Here is a 19,619-nt window from a genome sequence, read left to right as displayed (position 1 = left end):
CCTCCGTACGGTGGCCCACGTGCACGAAGACCGGGCCATGAACGACGACGCGCTGCGTTTCCGACTGCTCGGCCGCCTGGAGTTGGCAGACCGGAGCGGTGCCGTCGCTCTTCCGGGCGCACTCTCCCGCGCGCTCGTCGGCCGGCTGCTGCTGGCCCGGGGAGCGGTCGTGCACCGTGACACCCTCATCGACGAACTGTGGGAGGAACGGCAAGCCAAGGACCCGGTCAACGCGCTGCAGAGCCAGGTGGCGAAACTGCGTACCGCGCTCGCGAGGCGGGGCCGCGACGGACTCCTCCAATCGCGGTACGGGGGCTACCGGTTGGTGCTGGGGCCGGCGGACGAGGTGGACACGGTCCGTTTCGAGGCGGCCGTCCGCGAGGGGCAGGAACACCTGGCAGCGGGCGCCCACCGGCAGGCGGAAGCGTACTCCGGTGGGGACTTGGTCTGTGGCGGGGTCGTGCGCTGGACGATCTGACGGGCCGGGTCTTCGACGCCGAGCGGCTGCGCCTCGACGAACTACGCGTGAGCGCATGGGAGGACGCGGCCGCCGCCGGGCTCGAACTCGGCCGGGCGGCGGAACTGGTCCCCGAACTGACGGCACTTGTCTCCGGCGCACCGCTGCGTGAACGGTCCAGGGCCCGCCTGATGCTCGCGCTCCACCGCTGCGGCCGTCATGCCGAGGCACTGGACGTGTACGAGTCGGGCCGCAGCCTGCTGAGGTCCGAGTTGGGTGTCGAACCTTCCCCTGAACTCCGGTCCCTGTACGAGGAGATACCGGCTCTTGGCGTGAGCGGCGACTCCGTACTGCTGGTCCCGGATCACACCGAGCCCCCCACGCCCGGCCGGGGCGGTCCCGACCACCCCCTCGGCCCGTTCGTCGGCCGCGCCGCGGACCTCGACGGGCTGCGTGCGGTCCTGGGCCGCGAGCGACTGGTGACCGTCGTAGGGCCGGGCGGTGTCGGCAAGACCCGCCTCGCGATCGAGGCGTGCGTGCCGTTGAACTCCTCGTACGACGAGGTGTGGTGGGTCGATCTGGCCTCGGCCGACGGGGCGGGCGTCCTGGCCGCGATCGCCGGAGCCCTGGGACTGTCGGACGCCGCGGTCCGGCCCGACCAGCCGCCGCACGACTACACGCACCGGCTCACCTCGTTCTTGACGGACCGTCAGGCTGTCCTCGTGCTCGACAACTGTGAGCATCTGCTCGACGCCCTCGCCCCGCTCGTCGCGGTCCTCCTCGGTCGCTGCCCCGCGCTCACCGTGTTGGCCACCAGCAGGGCGCCGCTCGCCGTCGCGGGTGAGACGCTGTATCCGCTGGCGCCGATGACCGACGGCGAGGCCGCGGAGCTGTTCCGCGCTCGTGCCCTCATGATCGACCCCTCCTTCACCGCCGATGGGACGGCGGCGCACGACATCCGTTCGCTGTGCCGCCGGCTGGACGGTCTGCCGCTCGCGGTGGAACTCGCCGCCGCACATGTGCGGTTGCTGCCGGTGCGCGAGATCGAACACCGCCTCGACGACCGCTTCGCCCTGCTGGCCAAGGGCAAGCGGACCGCTCCCGCCCGCCACCGCACCCTGCGGGCCGTCCTCGACTGGAGCTACGCCCTCCTGGACGCCACGGAGCAGCGGGTGCTCACCGAACTCGCCCTGTACGTGGGCGGTTGCTCACTGGACGAAGCGGAGACGGCGATCCCCCTCCCCGGGGCGGACCCCCACGACATCCTGCGGGTACTGGCCCAACTGGTCGACAAATCCCTCCTCTTCACCGTCCCCACGCCGGACGGGAGCCGGCTGCGGATGCTGGAGACGCTCCGCGGGTACGCGCTGGACAGGCTCCGCGACGGAGGCGAGGCGGCCGCGGCTCAGGAGCGCTTCATGGCGTGGGCCCTGCGTTTCGTGCGCGAGAGCGCCGACGGCATCGCGCCCGGCGACCAGGGGGAGTGGATAGGGCGACACACCATGGAGTCCGCCAACATCCGTGCGGCCTCCGACCTGTTGATGACCCGAGGGAGAACAGCCGAAGCCCTGTGGCTGGAGGCACGGCGGGGCTACTACTGGACCATCAGCGGCCGTGAGGAGGAGGGCATCGACCGTCTCCGGCGCAGCGTCGAGGCCTTCGACGTCGAAGAGCCCACCGAAGAGGACGAGCTGGCCCTCTTCTACGCCCTCACCTGGCTCGTCTGGCTCAACCATGTCGTCGGCAGACACGCGGAGGCCGCCGTCTTCATCGACCGGTACAAGGCGGCCTGGCGGCAGGCGAGGAACCCCGACCTCGCTGTCCTGGGCCCCTGTTACGAGCCCCTCCACGCCATGCTCGCCGGTCGGCTCGACGACGCGGAGAAGCTCTTCGAGCCGGCGGACCGAGGCATCGCGGGCACCGCGTTCCACTGGGACCGCGCGGTCCTGCGGACGAACTGGGCGACGTACTGCCTCCAGGTCGGCGACGTCGACGCGGCCCGCGGCCACGGCCTGGCCGCCGTCGCGGCGGCACGGGCGGCCGGCGACGACTACGCCACGGCGTTCTCCCTCATCAACTGCGGCGACGCGGAGGAGAGCGGCGGCGACCACGGCCTCGCCCGTGAGCGCTGGACCGAGGCGGCGCGCATCCTGCGTTCCGTCGGCGCGCGTGCCCTCTACGGGTACACCGCGCTCAGGATCGTGTGCCTGGACATCACGGAGGGAGCGGTCGGGACGGCCGGGCACCGGCTCGCGGAGGTGGTCCGCCTCGCCGACGACATCGGCGCGGACGATCTCCGGGCCGCGACAGCCGTCCTGCGCGGAGCACTCGCCCTCCACGCGGGTCGCTTCCCGGACGCACGCGCGATCTTCGCCGAGGTCTGGGACAGTCCTACGGCGCCGCTCGACCGCAGAGCGATGTCCGCCGTCGGCCTGGTGGCCGTCACCGCGTTCGGCCCGGCCACCCCGTCGGCGGCCGACGACGCGCGGAGGTGGCTGGAGCGCGCCGCCGAGGCGCACGCCCGGGTGCGCGAGCCGCTGGCCCGCCGTGCCGTGGGCGCCCTGCTGGACCGGCTGGACCGCTGCCTCCGGACCGGAGCGGACGACGGGACCGGGGCGGACCGGCTCCGGGCATGGCTCGCCGACAACCCCTCCCTGCTGGCCGGCTTCAGCGGAGTGCTGAACGGCCCGGGCCGACACCGCTGATCCGAACGACGGACGGGAGATTCCACAGGCAACGAGTTGTCCACAGGCGTTGCCTCGCAGGTCCGCGCCATTGATGATGTTGGTGCTTGAGTGGACTTGTTCGAATCTGTGAGGGACCTGATGCTGGAGATCGCCGAGAACGGCCGTACGTGGGTGCTGTCGGGCCCCACGAGCAGTTACGCCGTCCATCTCACCGAGCACGACGAGCTGCTCCACCTGCACTGGGGCCCCGCAATCGCCCTCGCCGACGCCGAGGACCTCGCCGCCCGCCCGCTGCCCGACTCCTCCTCCTTCGAGTCGCCGCTCGACGGACGCGAGGAGTACCCCGTCGAGGGCGGCCCCCGCTTCGCACGGCCCGCCCTGTCCGTGCGCACGCCCGAGCGCCGCGGCACGGAGTGGACCTTCGAGCGGTACGACACCGAGGGCGACGAACTCCGGCTCCGCTTCCGGGACACCGGCCTCGCGATCACCCTGCACTACCGGATGCGCGACGACGTCGTAGAACGCTGGACGACCCTCGACAACGACGGGTCCGAGCCCCTGGAGTTGCTGCGCGCCGACTCCGCCGTGTGGACGCTGCCCGAGCGGGACGGGTGGCGGCTCTCGCAGTTGCACGGGCGGTGGGCCGCCGAGTCCCGGCTGACGCGCTCCGAGCTCACCTACGGCGAGAAGGTCATCGGCAGCCGCCGCGGTCACACCGGACATCAGCACCTGCCCTGGGTCGCCCTCGACACCGACGCCACCGAGGAGCGCGGCGAGGTCTACGGCTGCGCCCTCGGCTGGTCGGGGTCCTGGCGGATCGCCGTGGCCCAACTCCCGGACGCGCGTGTGCAGATCGGCGGTGGCGCAGGTTACGACGACTCCGGGCTGCTGCTCCTGGAGTCCGGCGAGTCCTTCACGACCCCCGTCTTCGCCGGCCTGTGGAGCGACGGCGGTTACGGCGGCGCCAGCCGCACCTGGCACACGTACCAGCGGACGTACGTCATCCCGGACGCGGACCAGGACCGGCCGGTGCTCTACAACTCCTGGGAGGCCACCCAGTTCGACATCTCCGAGGAGCAGCAGGGCGTGCTCGCGCGGCGCGCCGCGGCGGCCGGGGTCGAGCTGTTCGTGGTCGACGACGGCTGGTTCGGCAAGCGCACCAGCGACCGCGCCGGACTCGGCGACTGGACGCCGAACCCGGACCGCTTCCCCGGCGGTGTCAAGCCGCTCGCCGACTACGTGCACGGCCTCGGCATGCAGTTCGGCATCTGGGTCGAGCCCGAAATGGTCAATCCGGACAGCGACCTGTACCGCGCGCACCCCGACTGGGTGCAGTTCCAACCAGGACGAAAGCGGACGGAGTTCCGCAATCAGCTCGTGCTGAACCTGGCGCGCGAGGACGTCCAGGAGTACCTCTGGGAGCGCCTCGACACGCTCCTGAGCAGCGCCCCCGTCGACTATGTGAAGTGGGACTTCAACCGCTGCTTCACCGACGCCGGCTGGCCCGGCGAGGCCTATCCGCAGCGCCTCTGGGTCGACCATGTGCGCGCCCTGTACGCCCTGTTGGACCGGCTGCGGGCCGCCCACCCCAAGGTCGCCTTCGAGTCCTGCTCGGGCGGTGGCGGCCGGATCGACCTCGGCATCATGAGCCGCACCGACCAGGTGTGGACCTCCGACAACACCGACCCGCTGGACCGGCTCGCCATCCAGCACGGCTTCAGCCAGATCCACCCCGCGCGCGTGATGGCCGCCTGGGTCACCGACAGCCCGAACACCCAGCTCAACGACCGGGTCAGCAGTCTGCGCTTCCGGTTCGTGAGCGCCATGTCCGGAGTGCTCGGTGTGGGCGGCGACCTCTCGGAGTGGACCGAGGAGGAACTCGCGGAGGCCCGCCAATGGGTGGACCTCTACAAGGAGATCCGCCCGCTCGTCCAGCGCGGCGACCTCCACCGGCTGCGCCCGCCGCAGGGCGGACTGAGTGCGGTGCAGTACGTGCGCGGCGACGAGACCGTCGTCCTCGCCCTCCTTCAGGCGCAGCACTACGGCGAGCCGGTACCGGCCCTCCGGCTGCGCGGGCTCGACCCGACGGCGTCGTACGAATGCCTCGAAACGGGCGAAGTCCACCGAGGTGCGGTCCTGTTGCACCACGGGCTGCGCACCGGGCTGCGTGGTGACCTCGATGCGACGGTTCTCCGCCTGCGTCGCATCTGAGCCTTCTGTCCTAATTGCAGCCTTCGTTCCAACTCGCTCTGGAGTAAAGGAAGCTGAGGAGAAGGTACGTGAGCAGCGTCATATTCGTGACCGTACGTCGTTCGTCATGTTCACGTAATTGACGTGCTATTCCTGGGGAATTGAGGGGCGGAGTCCGGTGGGAATTCACGGAGGGTGACTGTGAATTCCCACAGGGGATCACAAGAAACGCAAATCCGTGGAACCTCCTGCTTGTCCCTTTGCGTCTTCCTCGCTTACGTTCGCCACCAATCCGGACGGACGCCCAATCCTGCCGCCGACCGGAATCCGCACACACCCACCCGTATGCGGCAGGAGCGGGGGACCCACAGGTACGACGCCTGTTCCGGTCTCCGGAACGGGCTTGGGGTAAAGCCGCGACCAGCGCGCGGCCGGGCATCTCCAGCCCGCACCCGACAGCTCACCTCGCAGGCGCCGGAGAGGAATTCGTCATGCCCGCGAAGGGTAAGCACCGCCGCCCGAAGTCCCAGCGCCTCACCCGCTCGATGGCCGTAGCCGGAACCGGCGGCGCAGCCCTCGCCCTTCCGCTCATGGGAGCCACCGGCGCCCATGCCGCGACCACGACATCCGCTCCGGAAAAGGCGGTTCAGTCCGTTCCGGCGACCGAGAAGACGGTCGCCGAGAAGACCGTCTCGAAGTCGACGGGCGTCAGGACGTATTCGGTACGGTCGGGCGACTGGCTCGCGAAGATCGCCGAGGACCAGAACGTCACCGGCGGCTGGAAGAAGCTCTACCAGGACAACCGCGAGGTCATCGGCGGCGATCCGTCGCTGATCCACCCGGGCCTGAAGCTCACCCTCGGCCAGAAGGCCACGACGAGCGGGACGGACAAGACCGAGTCGTCCAACTCGTCCAAGACGACCGGCTCTTCGTCCTCCTCGTCTTCTTCCTCTTCGGCGTCTGCGGCTTCTTCGTCGAAGAGCACGTCCACCGGCTACGCCCTTCCCGTGACCGGTGCCACCATCGGCACCGGCTATCACGTCGCGGGCAGCATGTGGTCCAGCGGCTACCACACGGGCGTCGACTTCGTGGTCCCGACCGGCACCACCGTCAAGGCGATCGCCGCGGGCACGGTCGTCTCGGCGGCCTACGACGGCGCGTACGGCAACGAGGTCGTGATCCGGCACGCGGACGGCAAGTACTCGCAGTACGCCCACATGTCGCAGTTGTCCGTCTCGGCCGGCCAGACCGTGACCGAGGGCCAGCAGATCGGCCTCTCCGGCGCGACCGGCAACGTCACCGGCCCGCACCTGCACTTCGAGATCCGGACCACGCCGTACTACGGCTCGGACGTGGACCCGGTCGCCTACCTCCGCTCGCACGGAGTCTCCGTCGGCTGAGGTCGGTGCTGACACCTGGTCAGGGGCACGGCAGTTCCGGAGTCAACGCCCCTGACCAGAGACTTATTCCGACTTTGGACAACGCTTTACACGTGGCTTATCTCACCGACCGTCAACCCCTAAATACGATCGCGTAGGTCACAGCCCAGGGTGAATTATGGTTGCCGTGGCAGACGATTCGAAGAGTGACAACAGATCAGTGATCGGGTCGTACGTGGCGGTGGGGGACAGCTTCACCGAGGGCGTCGGCGACCCCGGGCCCGACGGAGCGATGGTCGGCTGGGCCGACCGGTTCGCGGTACTGCTCGCGGATCGCCGTCCCGAGGGCGACTTCGAGTACACCAACCTTGCCGTCCGCGGGAAACTCCTCGACCAGATCGTGGCCGACCAGCTCACCCGCGCCAAGGAGATCGGCCCCGACCTGGTCTCCTTCTGCGCGGGCGGCAACGACATCATCCGTCCCGGCACCGACCCCGACGAGGTCGCCGAGCGCTTCGAACGCGCGGTCGCCGACCTCACCTCCGCCGTCGGCACCGTCATGGTGACGACCGGCTTCGACACCCGTGGCGTGCCGGTGCTCAGGCATCTGCGCGGCAAGATCGCCACCTACAACGGACATGTGCGGGCCATCGCCGACCGGTACGGCTGCCCGGTGCTCGACCTGTGGTCCCTGAAGACGGTCCAGGACCGGCGGGCCTGGGACGGCGACCGGCTCCACCTCTCTCCCGAGGGCCACACGCGCGTGGCCCTCCGCGCCGGCCAGGTCCTCGGCGTCGAGGTCCCGGCCGACCCCGACCAGCCCTGGCCGCCCCTGCCACCGCGCGGCCCGCTCGACATCCGCCGCGACGACGTGCACTGGGCGCGCGAGTACCTGGTCCCATGGATCGGCCGCCGACTGCGCGGCGAGTCCTCGGGCGACCACGTGGAGGCCAAGGGGGCGCTGTCGCCCGACGACATCAAGATGCGGATCGAGGCGGTGGCCTGAGGGGGTGAGGGGCGCGGTTGCCGCGCCGCCTCGCAGGGGACCGCAGTGGAGTGGTGTGGCCACGAACCGAGCCCGTCTCAGGACGCGGTCAACGCCGCCACTTCCAGGCCCAGTTCGCGGGCGAGGGCCTCGTCGACCCACTCCAGGGCCCGCGCCCGCGGCACCGCTCCCGCGTACGCCGTCAGTTGTACGGCGAGGCCGTCCAGGAGGGCCGTGAGGCGCAGGGCGGTGCCGTTCGGGTCCGGGCAGTGGAACTCGCCGGCGGCGACTCCCTCGGTGACGACCTCCGCGAGCGCCCGCTTCCACTGCCGGTCGAGATCGCGGGTGACGTCCAGGAGGGCGGGTTCGCGAAGGGCCGCCGCCCAGCCCTCGATCCACAGCCGCCAGCCCTTGGCCTGCCCGGTCGGCGCGTACCAGCGCACCGCTGCCCGCAGTCGGCGCAGCGCGGTCGTCCGGCGGCCGAGCAGCTTGCGCAGATGCGCGAGGTCGTCCTCGGCGGCGAAGGCGAAGGCGGCGGCGACCAGTTTCTCCTTGGTCGAGAAGTGATAGAGCACCAGCGCGTTGCTCACACCGAGCGCCGAGGCCACGTCGGCGATCCTGACCGCCGCCACGCCCCGCGCCTCGATCTGCTCGACGGCGGCCCGCAGCAACTCCGCCCGCCGCTCCGCCACGCTCAACCGCACTCTCGCCACGCGGTCACCCTAATCCGTGGCCCGCGAAGGCGTCGCCCCGTGCCTCACCGGTACCAGCCGAAGCGCTCCGCGATGACCGGCAGCCGGTCCGCGACGATGGCGTGCGCGGCGGCCCGCGGTGTCGTGCCGTCGGCCTCCGCGCGGGCCAGCATCCGGTCGATCAGGGCGCGCATCGACCGCCGCGTGTGGGCGAACGCCTCGTCCGCGTCCGCGCCGATGTCGCCGAACAGCGTCCACCACCACCAGGCGTTCGTCCCGGAGTTCACGACCACGTCCGGGAGCACGGTGACCCCGCGCGCGGCGAGCGCCTCCTCGGCCTCCGGCAGGACGGGCATGTTGGCCGCCTCGACGATCCAACGAGCGGTGATCCCCTGCTGGTTCGTGGTGTCGATCGCGTACGACACGGCCGCCGGAACCAGCACCTCCGCCGCGACGGACAGCCAGTCCTCGCCGGGGAGTTCACGGTCGCCGGGGCGCAGCACGCGGCGGTCCACGGTGCCGTACGCGTCCCGCGCCGCGAGCAGCGCGTCCACGTCGAGCCCGGCCGGGTTGGCGATCGTGCCCTTGACGTCGGCCACGGCCACGACCGTCAGCCCCGCGCGCGTGAGGAACCGTGCCGTGGCCCCGCCCATGGTGCCAAGACCCTGCACGGCGGCCCGCGTTCCCGCATACGGCACCCCCGCCCGGTCCAGCGCCGCGAGCACCGACTCGGCGACCCCGCAGCCGCCGACCAGTTCGTCGAGACCGATGCCGTCCACCTCGACCGCGAAGGCGTCCGCGAGCCGCCGCCGCGCCGTCGCCTCGTCGTCGAGCAGCGGATACACGGCCTGGATCGACGACACGAGCCCCGCCTCCGCGGCGGCCCGGTCGACCAGGTCCTGGCTGAGCCCGAGGTCCTCACCCGTCGTCCAGAAGCTCTCGATGTACGGCCGCATGGCCCGCAGGTAGCGCACGAGGAGGCCGTACGACACCGGGTCCTGGGGGTCGCAGTCGATGCCGCCCTTCGCGCCGCCGAGAGGGACGTAACGGCCCTCCGGGTCGTAGTGCAGCGCCTCTTTCATGGTCATCCCGCGGGCGAGCCCGCCACCTCGTCCAGCGTGCAGCCCGGCCGCATCCGCAGACCGCCGCTCGACACACCGCGCACCAATCGGTCGACGACCAGGAAGCCCCGGCGGCCGGTGACATGGTCGGTCCAGGTGAGCGACATCAGGGGCGCGGTCATACGGACTCCTCGCGGCACGGGCCGACAGGACAAGTACTGAACGGCGAGTCAGTATCCGAAGCGGAGTCGGGTCCTGTCAACGGAAGATCGAATCCCGTGCCTCGCGTCCCATGGGTCTCAACCCCGGGCACGGAACTTTGGTCTTTCCTTGGAAAACGGCCCTGTGACCTGGCTGCGCCGTCGTTGTCAGAGGGGGCGACCATAATGGAATGCCTGACCGACTCCACCTGGAGGCACCGTGACCGGAATCCGTACCCTGAGCCCCGGGCTCCGCGCGCTGCGGCCCGCGGCCTTCGGCGCGGACCCGAGCGGCGAGCGCCTGGCGCGCATCCGCAGATCGCCCCACTTCAAGGACGGCGTCTTCCAGAATCCCGGGGGCAACACGAGCATCCGCCCCTCCGGCGGCACGATGCGCGAGATGGGCAAGGCCTACCTCGACAAGGAGGCACGCGCCGGCCGCGCCCCCGCCGGCACGCTGCCCGTGCACGCCACCACCCTCGCCGACCTGGCCAGGCCCGCCGCCACCGGGCTGCGGCTGACCTGGATGGGGCACTCCAGCGTGCTGGCGGAGATCGACGGCCACCGGGTCCTCTTCGATCCGGTCTGGGGCGAGCGCTGCTCCCCGTTCCCCTTCGCCGGCCCCAAGCGACTGCACCCGGTGCCCCTGCCGCTGGCCGCGCTCGGCCCGGTCGACGTCGTGGTCATCTCGCACGACCACTACGACCACCTGGACATGCCCACCATCAAGGCGCTGGCCGACACGGACACCCTGTTCGCCGTGCCGCTGGGCGTCGGTGCCCACCTGGAGCACTGGGGCGTGTCCGCCGACCGGCTGCGCGAGCTGGACTGGCACGAGGAGACCAAGGTCGGCGGACTGACCCTGACCGCCACCCCGGCCCGCCACTTCTGCGGCCGCGGCCTGCGCAACACCCAGCACACGCTCTGGGCCTCCTGGGTGGTCGCCGGTGACGAGCACCGGATCTACCACAGCGGTGACACCGGCTATTTCGAGGGCTTCCAGGACATCGGTGCCGCCCACGGCCCGTTCGACGTCACGATGATCCAGATCGGTGCGTACAGCGAGTTCTGGCCCAAGAACCACACGGACTCGACACCGCTTCCCGGTGCGTGGCCGGACATTCACATGTCGCCTGCGCAGGGGGTTCAGGCCCATCTTGACCTGCAAGGACATCAGCCGAACGGCGTGCTGTTGCCGATCCACTGGGGCACGTTCACGCTGGCGATGCATGCGTGGGCGGAGCCGGGGGAGTGGACGAAGGACGCCGCTGAGGAGGTGGGGCAGGCGGTTGCGTTTCCGCGGCCCGGCCAACCCTTCGAGCCGGCGGGTACTCTTCCCGCCGATCCGTGGTGGCGGGCGGTGGCCGCGTCCATCGCGCACCCGTGGCGGCGCCCTCGTGGGGAGCATTCGGTTCCGGAGGCCGCGCGGGGTGATCTGGACCTGGCGGGCGAGCGGTGACCCGGAGATGGACGATCTCGCCAGGCTTGTGCAGATGCTGGATGAGGTGCCTCTCCAGGAACGGGATCGCATGATGAGGGCGATCGACGGGGCGCCTCGATGCGAGCGACCAGCGTCGGAGCAGCAGTTCAGGCCCTTGCCGGTCTCGCGCGGCTCTACGCGCACTGTGGTCCGGACCCGAATCGTCGGTTCGTGACGTGTGGGTTCGCCGGCGTGGCCGTGTCGGCCGTCCCCGCTGTGTCTGCCGTTCCGGCCGTGTCCGTCGTCGCGATGCGCCAGGTACTCAGACGGTCAACGCAGGTGGCGGCGCGGGTCAGGACCGACCAGTTCTCCGCCCTGCCGACCGACCGTCACCTGGCCGCCGCGTCCTCGGGCGCCGTGGTGGTTTTCTGGAGCAGCGGCAGTACGCGCGTTCCGATCAGGTCGACGCCGAGGTCGTCGGTCAGGCCGTGCGGCGTGCCGAACTCCACGCGGCTCACGCCGGCGTCGATGAGCCGCTGGGCCTGAGCGGCGACGTGCTCCGGGGTGCCGCAGAAAGCGAACAGGTCGAGCAGGTCGTCGGGGATGAGTGCGCCGGCGTCGGCCGCTCGCCCCTGGCCGAGGAGGTCCTTCACCCGGGCCAGCAGGTCCTCGGGCACGTCGACCGTGGGGTCGAGGGCGGCCACCACTGGCAGGTACATCGCGACCTCGGTGCGTGCCCTGCTTCTGGCGAGCCTTCCGTCCTCGTCCACCACGGTCACGGCGCCCACGACGATGCCGGGCGCCCCGGCCGGACCGGTTGCGCCGCCGCCGGCGAGACGGTGGCGCATCACCTCCACCATGGCGGGGTTCACCGTTCCGCCGATCTTTATCTCGCGGGCGCCTATCCGACCGGCCATCGCGGCGGTCTGTGCTCCCCAGGTGCCGATCAGCAGGGGGACACGGGGGCGATGGGGCTGGTAGGCCAGGCGGGAGCCCGGTGCGAGCTGGAAGACCTCACCCTGGAAGCCGTCGGGGGAGCCGGACAACAGCGTCTGGATCAGTTGGGCGGCGTCCCGCAGATGGGCCAGCGGCCGGGGCTGGGCGATGCCGACGTCGCCCAGCCAGGATCCTCGGGCCAGCCCGACGTAGGCCCGGCCGGCAGAGGCCAGGTCCAGGGCAGCGACCTGACCGGCGATCTCGTACGGATGCATGGAGTACGGATTCCAGCAGGCGGCGCCGATCCGGACGCGTTCGGTGGCGCGTGCCATCTCCAGCAAGGGGAAGATGGGCGGCTGATACATCAAGTCGCCGAAGACCGACAGCACATCAAAGCCGTATGCCTCGGCTTTCCCGGCGAGCCGGGCGTAGTCCGCGGCGTGCTTGTCACTCTGGAAGCCGAGCCCGATCTCGGTAAGGGTCACGTCAGACTCTCTGTGTCGAGGCTGCACCGGCCTATCCGGTCGATGCGCATGATCAGCTGCTCTTCGGGGTCCGGGCAACACACGAGTGTGTCGCGTTCCAGCCAGTCGCCGCTGGGCAGCATGCGTTGTTTGGCCGGCAGCAGCGGTATGACCGCCTGAAGGGCGTAGAGGCAGAAATGGGTCCCGTCCGGTATGCGCAACTGCGCGCTGTTGACGAGTTCGAAGTAGTCGCCGACCGACATACCGCAGACCGATCGACCCTCGATTCGGTCGACCGTGACGCGCAGATCGTAGAGTTCCGTCTGCAAGGGCTCCGAAGCGTCGTCCGGTGCGGCATCGGTGGGAAGTGTGGGGCAGCCCTCGGCGGCGATTTCGGTGGTGCTTTCCTTGGTGTTTTCCTTCACTGGCCCTCCTGTCTGAGGTTTTGGGGTGTCCGAGGTGTTCGATTCGCCGGGAACGGCGGTGCGGGTGCCGTTGTCATTCCCGGGCCAGGCGCACGTCACCGACCGGTGGGACGGGCCGTTCGCCCTCGTCGGCGGGACCGGCTGCGGGGGCCGCGAGATCCAGGCCCACGCCGACCGCGTCCGCCTTGGGCGCGGGGGTGACAAGGCTGACCAGCACCACGACGGCTGCGTTGATCGCCATGGCGATCAGACCGGGCTCCCAGGTCGGCAGTTGCGCGGCCCAGAAGTTCTTGGCGAAGGGAACCAGCAGCGCGATGAACCCGGCGACGATGCCGAGGAGCACTCCGACGGCGGACGTCCTGCGCCAGAGGAAGGCGAGGAAGACGCCGGGTGCCAGCATTCCAATTGCCGAATACGCGTAGAGGAGGATGTCCACGAGGGATTGACTCTGGCCGAGCGTCAGCCACACGGCGATCGCCGCGAAACCCACCATGGCGAGCCGGGAGACGTTCAGCGCGCTGCGTTCGGAGAGGTCCTGCCTGACCACGCCCACGACATTGCGGGTGAAGAGAACTCCAGAGGTGAGCAGGAGAACGGAGCCCGGCGCCAGCGCGAGCAGAAAGCCCGTTCCCGCGACGATACCGACCACCCAGCCGGGATATTTGTCGGAGACGAACTGCAGCAGCGCCGCGTTGAGGTTTCCGCCTTCCGGTTTGGTGCCGGCGACGAGCGCTGCGAAACCGAGCAGGATGATGAAGAAGTAGGCGAGTGAGTAGAGGGGCTGCCAGATGGTGTTGCGCCGGATGGCAGTGCCCGACTTCGCCGAGTAGGACACCTGGAACAGATGCGGGAAGACCCAGTTTCCGAACGCCACGTTCAGCGCCGACGTCATCAACCACACCGCCGTGGTCGGGGAGTTCGGGTTGATGCCGGGGAACTTGCCGATGCCGGGATGCTGCCGCTCCACGATACGGAAGATGTCGAGGAACGACGACGCCCCGACCTTGCTCGCCACCGTGGCGGTGAGCAGGAGCATGACGACGATCATGAGAACGTCCTTGATCGCTGCTGGAATCGCGGCCGAACGCAGACCGGCCAGGAACACGAACGTCAGCATCAGGAGGGCGCCGATCACCACGGCGGCATCGGAGGAGACCGAGCTGCCGATCGTCAACCGCACGATCAGGCTGAGGCTGACGAGCTGTATCTGGACGTAGACGATGAGCGCCGCGATACCCACCAGCGCTGTCACCGTGCCCAGCCACGGCGCGTCGAAGCGTGCGGCGAAGAAGTCGGCCTGGGTGATCAGCCTGTGTTTGCGTCCGGCCCGCCAGATCTTCGGCATGAGCCAGTAGCCGATGGCGTAGCTGAGCGATACGGAGGTGAACGCCAGATACGCCGGCGCCCCCAGCGCCCACGCATACCCGGAGATGCCCAGCACGGCGAAGGTGGTGTACACCTCGCCGGCGTTCAGGAACCAGAACAGTACGGCGCCGAGGCGGCGTCCGCCGACGGCCCAGTTCGACATGGTGGCCGACGCGGCGCCCGCGCGGCGGCCGAAGCCGATGGCGCCGAGAACGGCACCCAGAACGATGGCGAGGGCAAGGGCGAGTTTCACGACTCACCACCGCCGGGCGCTCTGCCGCTGGTCGTTTCTGCTCCGGTCGCTTCTTCGGTGGCGGCGATGAAGGCGGCCTCCTCTGCGGCTCCCGCCCCCGACCTCTCATCGAGCAGGAAGAGCACTCCGATGATCACCGTGGCGAACACGACGCCCGCCATCTGCCAGGCCATGGGGAAGGGGATACCGAAGGGGGCGAAGCTCACGCCGTTGACCAGGGGCACCAGGCCGACCTGCCAGACGAAGGGTAGGGCGAGCAGCCAGTAGAAGCGACGGCGAGCAGCCACGGGAGGGTGCCCGCGAGCGTGAGGTGGCGCCATGATCTCTCCTGCCATCGAGGGGAAGTGACGATATCCTGGCTTGTGCAGTCTGGCTGCACAATATGTACCGGTGGGTAGTTTTTTGGCCGTGGCCGGCGCATTTCAGGTACGTTCCAGGTGCGGTCCCGGTGTGGCCGTTGCGGATTGACTGTGCAGTAGAGGTGTACGGGAGGGGACATGATCGGAAGTCAGTTGCGCGAGCTCCGGACGCAGCGCGGCATGAGTCTTCGCTCACTTGCCGCGGAGGCAGGCCTTTCGCCGACCCTCCTCAGTCAGGTGGAGCGTGGTGTGACCGAACCCAGCCTGGCTACGCTGCGCAAGCTGGCCGGGGTGTTCGGGGAATCCGTGGCCTCCCTGTTCGAGGACAGGACCGCGCCCGCGGTGTGGGTGAGTCGGCCTGGCGAACGCACCCTGCTCAGTGGTCCCCACGGGATCGTCAGTTACGAGCGGCTCACCCCGGGCAACGGGCAGCTCGAGGTACTGCGTGCCGTACTTCCTCCAGGCGCCGCCACCAGTACGAAGCCCTGGGCCCATCCGTCCACTGAATGCGCCTTCGTTGTCAGCGGCGGTGTGCTGACCGTGGATATCAGCGGGAGTGACCACCAGGTGAATCCCGGAGAGGCGGTCACCTTCGACTCCCGGCAGCCGCACCGTTACCTGAATCGCACTCTGGAACCTGTCGTGTACATCGTCTCGGTCAATCCACCCTCACCCTGAGGTGGGCGCTTCGACGGCTCGCAGAGATCCGACGCCTGCGGCTGCGGGGTCACGGACGGACCGCAAGGGCATCGAGTCCTCGACCCGCCTGGGCCGCCACCGCTGGACCATAGAACGCACGATGTCCTGGCTCGCAGGATGCCGCCGACCACACCGCCGATACGAGCGCAAAGCCGAGCACTTCCTTGCGTTCACCAGTATCGCCTGTACCCTCATCTGCTACCGCCGGTTGACGGGATGACATGGTGCGCGAGCCATTGGCTTACCTTGTCGAGGTACCCGGGGGCGAGGTCGGTTGAGTCCGGTATCTGCAAACGATGGTCAGCGCCCGCGAACACCTCCACAGTCAGTGTTGCCCGGTGAGAGCGGGCCGAATGGCAGGCGGATGCGGCAAAGATGCGGATGCTGTCAGCGACCGGTACCGCTTTGTCCGCGCCACCGAAAAGCGCCAGATGCGGGCAGCGCAGCCGAAGCAGGTCCGGGGCCGGGTCGTGATCCTGTTTCCGCTTCAGGAACCACCAGAGGCGTTCGTCCACTTCACCCCAGTAGTAGGCCAGTCCCGGCGGTGCTCCCGCGTTGTCGACGAGCTGTTGAGCCGTCGTGAAGTCAGCGTTGCGCCGACCTGCTTCTGCCAGTTGGTCGTAGAGGGTCAGGGCTCTGCGGATCTCCGGGTGCCCATCACCATGAAGGCTCTGCAGGTGATGGGCCAGGGCGTAGCGCTCTTGCTCAGCCGGGCTCATTCCCGGGCAACTGTTGGTGACCACCCACGGCAGGTCATCCCGCCCCGCAGAAGCGCGCAGGGCGACCCAGCCACCCTCGCTATGCCCGAAAAGTCCCGCTGCTAGCGATTGAACCTCAGGCTGAGCACGGAGAAAGCTCAGCGCGGCAACTGCATCAGCCGCCAGATCGTCCATGGTTGCTGCGCGCCAATCACCGGATGACTGGCCAACACCACGTTTATCGTATGACAGCACGGCAAATCCAGCCTTCACAAGGTGCTGCTTGAGCGGCAAGAAGTAAGTGCCGTTGTCCCTGTCTGTCGGCCCGGATCCGCCGACCAGCACCACGCCGGCAACGACCCGGTCGGCCTCTCCCGGCACACACAGTGAACCGGCTAGCTCTACCGCCCCGCTGACGAACAAGACGTCCCGCACTCTCATGCTTTCCATGGCCCCAGTCTCATGGCTCCGCACGGACCACGTGTCACTTCGGTTGACCTGGAAGCTTCCCACTCTCCGTGACAGAGCCTTGTGCTAGCTGTACAAGACCGAGAGGTCGCCGAACGGCCAAATGAGATGCGTTCTAAGCTCCGACAGCTTGACCCTCGAACTGAGCGGCGTCAGGTCGTCGCGCCGCTGTCCGACGGGCTCGTCGACGGTGCCGGCTTGTGCCAGTCCCTGTTGCCCGGGCCCGGGAACCTGAGGCGGGAGTAGCCGTCGACCGCGGAGTGCAGGTAGACGTAGCCGGTCTTCGTGCCGCGCGTCTTCGTGCGGGCGATGGCCTTGGCTTGCTCGCTGCCTTTGCCGTGGATGCGCCCGCCGCCGCCGTCGGGGATGCGGCCAACTTTCTTCACGTCGAGATGGACTATGTGACCGGGCCGCACGGCGATGATGCGCTGCGGCTCCCGGTCGTGCTGTCCCTTGATGTCGATGAACTTCCGCCGATTCAAGCCGAACTGGGCGAGCAGCCGAGTGATGGTGCGTCTGCTGACGGGTGTGCCGGTTTGGTGGAGCTCGAAGGCGATACGGGATGCTGACCACTTGTGCTCGCGAAGCATTGTGTCGATGAGCTCCACGAGCGGTCCTGGGGTGGCTGTCGGCTGCCGGATCGGCGCGGAGGAGTGGTCGAGCAGTCCGAGTTCCCCGTAGCGGCGGTAACGGCCGATCCATTTCGATGCTGTGGCACGGGAGATGCCCATCTCGGCTGCGACGTGCGCGATCGGGCGTGTGCTGCAGCGCTCGACGAGCCGGAGGCGGCCTTCGGGAGTCAGTGGGGCATTGCGATGGGTCACGTGGCGCTTGGGAATCGTGAAACGGCGGCCTGTCACACCGGTCGATTGCGGTCAGTGGTGCGGTCGGTGGGGCGTCGATGAAGTCGTGGATCGGTGCGATGGACTCGGGAATGGGGCGCGCCGACACACGTGCGGCGGCACGGATCGAAGCGCGCATCGCGGGCGGCAGTGGGCTGAGGTCTCCGCTCTTGGTGAAACCAGGATGGTAGAGGACATAGTGGATTGGGCTGTCGGGCTGGGCGGTGAACGCGACGCCGAGCAGATCATTGGCTCGGCCGGCCTGCAGTTGCGCGGTCACCATCCCGTAGTCGTGTTCGAGTTGCAGGTCGTCCCAATTAACCTCGCCTTGGGTCATTCCGACGCCGGCGACGTTGACTTCAGGCGGGCGACTCCGCCCTCGGCTGGGGCCCGCGCTCTCGACAGCGCCCGGTTGACGGTCTGTTGGGTGAGCGTCAGCTCGTCTCCCGCAGGCCGTCTGGCCGGTGTCGTCACCCACGGGCCAGCACCGATATAAGCGCGGTCGGCCAGGATCGGCACCTATTGGCGCTCGCGGATCTTGATGATCCGATGGGCACGGGCCGCACGGAGGTCATGGCAGCGCCCCGGCAGGGCTGGGGACAGCCACAGCGCTCAGCCGTGAGGATCGGTGACCACCTGCACGTTCACCCCATGGCGGCGGTGCTTGGCCGAGTAGTCTGCGCGGCCGTCGCCGAGGCGGTCGCGCTCGGCCAGGCTGCCGTCGAGCAGGACGAATTCCGGTGCTGCCTCGCGCGGAGCGCGCAGCAGACCCGACCGCTGCTTCGCGTTTGGCTCTTTCTGCCGTGAGTGAGGCTCTTGACCCTCACGTGGCGTCAGGCTGCATAGTCGGTGCCGTGGAGGATCACTGGACCGTGGGACACGTGGCCGAGCTGGCCGGCGTGAGCGTCCGCACGCTGCATCACTACGACGGGATCAGGCTCGTTCAGCCGTCGGCGCGGACCGCAGCCGGATACCGGGCCTACTCGGCGGGCGACGTGGAGCGGCTGCGGGAGGTACTGGCCTATCGGCGGTTGGGCTTCGGGCTGCGGGAGGTTGCGGAACTGGTCGGCGACCCGTCCACCGACGCGGTCGCGCACCTGCGCCGACTGCGCGGCCTGCTGCTGGAGCGGCGTGATCGCGCTGACGCCATGGTGGCGGCCATCGACAGGGAACTTGAGGCACGGGCGAAGGGACTGAAGGTGACGCCGGAGGAGCAGCTGGAGATGCTCGGTGCACGGCTGTACGACGCGATCGGCGGCGCTTACACCGCAACACGACGTACCGAGCCGCGGATCGCCGCGCGGATCTGGGACGCGCTCGGGGACGCGCAGACGGTGCTGAACGTCGGGGCCGGCACCGGCTCCTACGAGCCTGCTGATCGCGACGTGACCGCGGTGGAGCCATCGGCGGTCATGCGGGGGCAGCGGCCTGCTGACTCGGCGCCGTGCGTGGCCGCTGCCGCGGAGAGCCTGCCGTTCGAGGACCAGTCCTTCGACGTCGCGATGGCCGTCTCCACCGTTCACCACTGGGGGGGACCCGATAACAGGGCTGCGCGAGATGCGCCGCGTGGCCCGCCGCGTGGTGGTGCTCACGTTCGACACCGACGAGCCCGGATGGCAGGACCGGTTCTGGCTTACCCGTGACTACCTGCCCGAGTTCGCCGCCGTCCTCGCGGAATTTCCCTCGCTTGCCGGGATGGCCGACGCGATCGGTGCCCGCGCTGAGCCGGTACCCATCCCGTGGGACTGCGCTGACGGCCTGTTCGAGGCGTACTGGCGCCGACCGGGGGCGTATCTGGAGGATCATGTGCGCCGTGCGATGTCGGTGCGGACGAGGGTCGGGCCAAAGGCCGAGCAGCGCGCGGTGCGAAGCCTCAGCGCCGACCTCCACTCCGGCCGGTGGGCCGAGCGCAACAGCGACCTCGCCGGCCTTGGCGCGGCAGATCTCGGCCTCCGCCTGCTCATAGCTTGACCCGCGTCGCAGGTTCAGCGTGATGCCGGCTCCTGATCGGCCTGCTGGTGCTTGACCCAGCGGGTCTG

General features: G+C 69.4%; 13 protein-coding genes, 5 pseudogenes and 1 riboswitch. Of the genes and pseudogenes, 9 read left to right on the top strand and 9 right to left on the bottom strand.

Features of this window, described 5'->3' with window-relative positions; all coding sequences use genetic code 11:
- Positions 1-19: 19 nt before the first annotated feature.
- The 5 genes from ABZT04_RS27415 (at position 20) to ABZT04_RS27395 (ending at position 7,719) form a co-directional block, all read left to right on the top strand.
- Positions 20-478 carry a winged helix-turn-helix domain-containing protein gene (locus tag ABZT04_RS27415; protein WP_356059635.1) on the top strand — a complete coding sequence of 153 codons (459 nt, stop codon included), beginning with the start codon at positions 20-22 and terminating at the stop codon, positions 476-478.
- On the top strand, positions 448-3,162 hold the full coding sequence (locus ABZT04_RS27410) for a BTAD domain-containing putative transcriptional regulator (protein ID WP_356059653.1): 2,715 nt from the start codon (positions 448-450) through the stop codon (positions 3,160-3,162). The genes ABZT04_RS27415 and ABZT04_RS27410 overlap by 31 nt, the downstream gene beginning before the upstream one ends.
- 120 nt (positions 3,163-3,282) lie before the next feature.
- Positions 3,283-5,355, top strand: coding sequence for an alpha-galactosidase (locus ABZT04_RS27405; protein WP_356059652.1), 2,073 nt, complete (start codon positions 3,283-3,285; stop codon positions 5,353-5,355).
- Between the two features lie 303 nt (positions 5,356-5,658).
- Positions 5,659-5,821, top strand: a riboswitch (cyclic di-AMP (ydaO/yuaA leader).
- Between the two features lie 4 nt (positions 5,822-5,825).
- Positions 5,826-6,734 carry a LysM peptidoglycan-binding domain-containing M23 family metallopeptidase gene (locus ABZT04_RS27400; protein ID WP_356059634.1) on the top strand — a complete coding sequence of 303 codons (909 nt, stop codon included), beginning with the start codon at positions 5,826-5,828 and terminating at the stop codon, positions 6,732-6,734.
- Between the two features lie 199 nt (positions 6,735-6,933).
- Positions 6,934-7,719 (top strand): SGNH/GDSL hydrolase family protein, encoded by a 786-nt coding sequence (locus tag ABZT04_RS27395; protein ID WP_356059651.1) that lies wholly within the window; start codon positions 6,934-6,936, stop codon positions 7,717-7,719.
- Positions 7,720-7,796: 77 nt separating this feature from the next.
- On the opposite strand, the gene ABZT04_RS27390 is transcribed toward ABZT04_RS27395, so the two are convergent.
- Together ABZT04_RS27390 and ABZT04_RS27385 are read right to left on the bottom strand one after the other, a co-directional pair.
- Positions 7,797-8,411 (bottom strand): TetR/AcrR family transcriptional regulator, encoded by a 615-nt coding sequence (locus ABZT04_RS27390; protein WP_356059633.1) that lies wholly within the window; start codon positions 8,409-8,411, stop codon positions 7,797-7,799.
- A 44-nt stretch (positions 8,412-8,455) separates the two neighbouring features.
- Positions 8,456-9,633 (bottom strand): annotated as a pseudogene (locus tag ABZT04_RS27385) (Glu/Leu/Phe/Val dehydrogenase dimerization domain-containing protein).
- Positions 9,634-9,871: 238 nt separating this feature from the next.
- Here ABZT04_RS27385 and ABZT04_RS27380 point away from each other — a divergent pair.
- Positions 9,872-11,110: an MBL fold metallo-hydrolase gene (locus ABZT04_RS27380; protein ID WP_356059632.1), complete on the top strand. Its 1,239-nt coding sequence runs from the start codon at positions 9,872-9,874 to the stop codon at positions 11,108-11,110.
- A gap of 350 nt (positions 11,111-11,460) precedes the next feature.
- Here the strand turns inward: ABZT04_RS27380 and ABZT04_RS27375 are convergent, their stop codons facing one another.
- From ABZT04_RS27375 to ABZT04_RS27360, 4 genes are all read right to left on the bottom strand, one after another.
- Complete coding sequence (locus ABZT04_RS27375) at positions 11,461-12,492, bottom strand: LLM class flavin-dependent oxidoreductase (RefSeq protein WP_356059631.1); 1,032 nt, start codon at positions 12,490-12,492, stop codon at positions 11,461-11,463.
- Complete coding sequence (locus ABZT04_RS27370; RefSeq protein ID WP_356059630.1) at positions 12,489-12,896, bottom strand: TIGR04076 family protein; 408 nt, start codon at positions 12,894-12,896, stop codon at positions 12,489-12,491. Before ABZT04_RS27370 ends, ABZT04_RS27375 begins: the two co-directional genes overlap by 4 nt.
- A gap of 73 nt (positions 12,897-12,969) precedes the next feature.
- Complete coding sequence (locus ABZT04_RS27365; protein WP_356059629.1) at positions 12,970-14,514, bottom strand: sodium:solute symporter family protein; 1,545 nt, start codon at positions 14,512-14,514, stop codon at positions 12,970-12,972.
- Entirely contained in the window at positions 14,511-14,801 is a 291-nt protein-coding gene (locus tag ABZT04_RS27360; protein WP_356059628.1) for a DUF3311 domain-containing protein, read from the bottom strand. Before ABZT04_RS27360 ends, ABZT04_RS27365 begins: the two co-directional genes overlap by 4 nt.
- A 210-nt stretch (positions 14,802-15,011) precedes the next feature.
- On the opposite strand from ABZT04_RS27360, the gene ABZT04_RS27355 reads away from it, so the two are divergent.
- Together ABZT04_RS27355 and ABZT04_RS27350 are read left to right on the top strand one after the other, a co-directional pair.
- Complete coding sequence (locus ABZT04_RS27355; RefSeq protein ID WP_356059627.1) at positions 15,012-15,551, top strand: XRE family transcriptional regulator; 540 nt, start codon at positions 15,012-15,014, stop codon at positions 15,549-15,551.
- Between the two features lie 61 nt (positions 15,552-15,612).
- Positions 15,613-15,792 (top strand): annotated as a pseudogene (locus tag ABZT04_RS27350) (transposase); the annotation flags it as partial.
- Here the strand turns inward: ABZT04_RS27350 and ABZT04_RS27345 are convergent.
- The 3 genes and pseudogenes from ABZT04_RS27345 to ABZT04_RS27335 all read right to left on the bottom strand — a co-directional run.
- Positions 15,764-16,720, bottom strand: coding sequence for an alpha/beta hydrolase (locus ABZT04_RS27345; RefSeq protein WP_356059626.1), 957 nt, complete (start codon positions 16,718-16,720; stop codon positions 15,764-15,766). The pseudogene ABZT04_RS27350 and the gene ABZT04_RS27345 overlap by 29 nt on opposite strands.
- A gap of 245 nt (positions 16,721-16,965) precedes the next feature.
- Positions 16,966-17,562 (bottom strand): annotated as a pseudogene (locus ABZT04_RS27340) (leucine zipper domain-containing protein); the annotation flags it as partial.
- A 372-nt stretch (positions 17,563-17,934) separates the two neighbouring features.
- Positions 17,935-18,366 (bottom strand): annotated as a pseudogene (locus ABZT04_RS27335) (transposase family protein); the annotation flags it as partial.
- Positions 18,367-18,452: 86 nt separating this feature from the next.
- Here ABZT04_RS27335 and ABZT04_RS27330 point away from each other — a divergent pair.
- A pseudogene (locus tag ABZT04_RS27330) lies at positions 18,453-19,551 on the top strand (MerR family transcriptional regulator).
- Positions 19,552-19,619: the final 68 nt, after the last annotated feature.

This window comes from Streptomyces sp. NPDC005492, from assembly GCF_040605995.1.
Lineage (GTDB): Bacteria > Actinomycetota > Actinomycetes > Streptomycetales > Streptomycetaceae > Streptomyces.
Note: the sequence above shows the minus strand (reverse complement) of the source record. Positions and strands in the feature narration are given on the sequence as shown.

Excerpts from the sequence above, each read along its gene's own strand:
- ABZT04_RS27400 (WP_356059634.1), top strand. The coding sequence starts at position 5,826 with ATGCCCGCGAAGGGTAAGCACCGCCGCCCGAAGTCCCAGCGCCTCACC.
- ABZT04_RS27355 (WP_356059627.1), top strand. The coding sequence starts at position 15,012 with ATGATCGGAAGTCAGTTGCGCGAGCTCCGGACGCAGCGCGGCATGAGT.
- ABZT04_RS27405 (WP_356059652.1), top strand. The coding sequence starts at position 3,283 with ATGCTGGAGATCGCCGAGAACGGCCGTACGTGGGTGCTGTCGGGCCCC.
- ABZT04_RS27345 (WP_356059626.1), bottom strand. The coding sequence starts at position 16,720 with ATGGAAAGCATGAGAGTGCGGGACGTCTTGTTCGTCAGCGGGGCGGTA.